General features: G+C 41.1%; 2 protein-coding genes and 3 pseudogenes. 2 read left to right on the top strand and 3 right to left on the bottom strand.

Features of this window, described 5'->3' with window-relative positions:
• Nucleotides 1–203: pseudogene (gene dnaG, locus ENH88_RS08955) on the top strand (DNA primase); the annotation flags it as partial.
• Nucleotides 204–210: 7 nt separating this feature from the next.
• Here the strand turns inward: dnaG (ENH88_RS08955) and dnaG (ENH88_RS08950) are convergent.
• The 3 genes and pseudogenes from dnaG (ENH88_RS08950) to rpsU form a co-directional block, all read right to left on the bottom strand.
• A pseudogene (dnaG, locus tag ENH88_RS08950) lies at nt 211–1,671 on the bottom strand (DNA primase); the annotation flags it as partial.
• Nucleotides 1,672–1,820: 149 nt separating this feature from the next.
• Nucleotides 1,821–2,267 (bottom strand): GatB/YqeY domain-containing protein, encoded by a 447-nt coding sequence (locus ENH88_RS08945; RefSeq protein WP_304181787.1) that lies wholly within the window; start codon nt 2,265–2,267, stop codon nt 1,821–1,823.
• A 20-nt stretch (nt 2,268–2,287) separates the two neighbouring features.
• Nucleotides 2,288–2,503 carry a 30S ribosomal protein S21 gene (gene rpsU / locus ENH88_RS08940; protein WP_002957797.1) on the bottom strand — a complete coding sequence of 72 codons (216 nt, stop codon included), beginning with the start codon at nt 2,501–2,503 and terminating at the stop codon, nt 2,288–2,290.
• A gap of 189 nt (nt 2,504–2,692) precedes the next feature.
• Between rpsU and ENH88_RS08935 the strand changes: the two are divergent.
• A pseudogene (locus ENH88_RS08935) lies at nt 2,693–2,802 on the top strand (GatB/YqeY domain-containing protein); the annotation flags it as partial.

Below are 2,802 nucleotides of genomic sequence, written 5' to 3'. Positions count from 1 at the left end.
TTAAACTCGCAACTTGGCGACATGAGATTGGCGACGACCGTTTAGAAGCCGAATTTAAAAATACTTTCAAATTTATTGAAGATCAGTGTTTAAATTATCGACTCGAGACCCTATTAATAAAAGACAAGACTCAAGGCTTAAATAGTGAAGAACGACTCGAATGTCACCTATTAACGCAAGCTTTAAAAGGCACTAACAACTAGTCAAAAAACGAATGAGTAACTCAATCCCTGCAATATTCATCTGTGCTAAATCAGGCAAATAAGGCACAGCGTGTGCTAAATTTGGGTGCTGGATCAGTAAACCTATAGCGCGGCGCATTGGCGTTATTTTAAATTTACGCTCAATAGAGTGTTGTTGCTTCGGCGTTTTTAGGCGGTTATTGAGTTGCTCTTTAGTGCGGCCAATTAAACGTCCTAAATGCTCTAACAGATTCTCTTGATAAAACTCACTGGGGATTTTTTCAACCAACGGCAATACCGCACTGAGTAACTTGGCTTTTCCAGCATCAGTAGTTAAATCAATTTCTTGGCTGAGTTTATTAAACAGTACTTTGGTAAAGTCATCGGCAGAAGCTAAGCGTTGTTCAAAGGCCTCTTTGCCTTCTTTTTGTACCAACGAATCAGGGTCTTCACCATCAGGTAAAAACACAAACTGTAATGCTTTACCGTCATTTAGGTAAGGCAGGGCGTTTTCAAGTGCACGCCATGCCGCATCACGACCAGCACGGTCACCGTCGTAACAGCAAATAACGCGGTCTGTGGTTCTAAATAAAGTATGCATATGCTCAGCTGTGGTGGCGGTACCAAGTGCTGCTACTGCGTATTCAATACCTTGTTCGCTCAGTGCCACCACATCCATATAGCCTTCAACTATGAGTACATGGTCGAGCTTTTTATGCGCTTGTTTTGCTTCATATAAGCCATATAGTTCAAAGCCTTTATGAAATATACGAGTTTCTGGCGAGTTTAAATATTTAGGCCCTTGATCCGCTTGCATCACACGGCCACCAAAGGCAATCACACGGCCACGTTTATCGCGAATAGGGAACATTAAGCGATCACGGAAAAAGTCGAACTGGCGGCCTGGGGTTTTCTCTGAGGCCAGTTTTAGCTCAACTAATTGCTCTTTTTGTTCTTTATTACGGCCAAGTTGTAGGCACAGGCCTTCCCATTCACTGGGGGCATAACCAATCATAAACTTCTTAACCGTTTCGCCACTTAGGCCTCGGCCTTTTACATAGTCGATTACGGTTGCTGAATTAGCATGGTGCTTTAATTGATGTTGGTAAAAACGCGCACTGTGGAGCATTAAATCGTAATCTGAGCGTTTTTGTTCTGCGGTACGCTCTGGGCCATTACTGGAGCCTTGCTCACGAGGTACATCTAGGTTGAGAATACTGGCAAGTTCTTCAATAGCATCAACAAATTCTAGCTTGTCGTATTCCATAACAAATGAAATAGCGTTGCCGTTGGCACCACAGCCAAAGCAATGATAAAACTGTTTGTCTTGAGATACGGTAAATGATGGCGATTTTTCGTTGTGAAAAGGGCAGCAGGCTTGGTAATCTTTGCCCGCTTTTTTTAAGCCAACTTTGGAGTCAATTAGCTCGACAATATCGGTTCTGGCAAGTAAGTCATCTATAAAATTACGTGGGATCTTTCCAGCCATTAGTAAAGTCTAGTCCTGAGATAAATAGAAAAAGGTTTAGTTCTACACATTTAGATTTGAACACAAATGCTATTTTTATTAAAGCTAAAAACGAAGAAACCGAGCACATGGCTCGGTTTGCTTAAATCATACATCTGTATGTGGGAGTATTAGGCAGTTAATCGTTGCTTAATTAAACCAGATATCTTACCTAAATCGGCACGACCTTCAGCTTTGCTTTTGATTATTCCCATTACTTTTCCCATATCTTGCATACCTGCTGCGTTAGTATCAGCAATAGCCGCATCAATAAGAGCTATGATCTCTTCTTCACTCAATTGTTGAGGTAAAAATTCTTCAAGAGCTGTAATCTCATTGGCTTCAATTTCGGCTAAATCTTCACGGCCAGCATCAGTATACTGAGTGTAAGAATCACGGCGTTGTTTAACAAGCTTCACTAATACTGCGGTAATACCGTCATCATCAAGTGTTATTTGCTCGTCAATTTCACGCTGCTTGATTGCTGCAAGCACCATACGAATTGGATTAAGACGTTGTTTGTCTTTTGCTCGCATCGCATCTTTTTGCGCATCTTTTAGCTTTATTAAAAGGCTCATTTATACAAGACCAATACTGATCAATATAATTTAACGCGACGTGCGTTATCGCGAGAAAGCTTCTTCATGTGACGCTTAACCGCTGCAGCTTTTTTACGCTTACGCTCAGCTGTTGGCTTTTCATAGTGCTCGCGACGACGAACTTCTGAAAGGATACCTGCTTTTTCACATGAACGCTTGAAGCGACGAAGTGCTACGTCAAACGGTTCGTTCTCTCTTACTTTAATTACTGGCATTAAAAATTCACCTACCTAAATAATGAGCGTTGCTCAAGTTGATCAAACAATGATCAAGTGGTTCAAAAATGGTGCAGTATTGTAATCCGAAGCCACACCACATGTAAAGGATAAATATAGTCTGTTCCAATAGGAAACCGAAAATATTTGTATGTTACTAATTTTACTGCAATTCATAGAGGCGGGACAATACTTGCCCAGCCGCTTTTTCTTTTAATAAAGCTAAAAGATGCGCAAAAAGATGCGATGCGAGCAAAAGACAAACAACGTCTTAATCCAATTCGTATGGTGCTTGCAGC

The sequence above is a fragment of the Pseudoalteromonas prydzensis genome, from assembly GCF_011050055.1.
Lineage (GTDB): Bacteria > Pseudomonadota > Gammaproteobacteria > Enterobacterales > Alteromonadaceae > Pseudoalteromonas > Pseudoalteromonas prydzensis_A.
The sequence above is the reverse complement of the archived record's forward strand: the minus strand, read 5'-3'. Positions and strand labels throughout refer to the sequence as shown.